Below are 259 nucleotides of genomic sequence, written 5' to 3' on the forward strand. Positions count from 1 at the left end.
CCTGAAGTTTTATGAACCAAATAAGCCATAGTATCCATTGGGTTAGAAACCACGATAATGATTACTTCTGGAGAATGTTTTACTAAGTTTTCAGTAACTTCTTTTACGATACCCGCATTGATACCAATGAGTTCTTCTCTGGTCATTCCAGGTTTTCTTGGAATACCTGAAGTGATTACTGCTACATGAGAACCTGCAGTTTTGCTGTAATCTCCTGTTGTTCCGGTAATTTTTGTATCGAATCCGTTAAGAGATGCCG

Annotated in this window: 1 protein-coding gene; it reads right to left on the reverse strand. The window is 38.2% G+C overall.

Annotated elements, in window-relative coordinates:
• On the reverse strand, nucleotides 1–259 hold a 259-nt coding region (locus SB679_RS25030), incomplete at both ends, for a lactate/malate family dehydrogenase (protein ID WP_410705013.1).

Source organism: Chryseobacterium sp. SIMBA_029, from assembly GCF_046535275.1.
GTDB lineage: Bacteria > Bacteroidota > Bacteroidia > Flavobacteriales > Weeksellaceae > Chryseobacterium.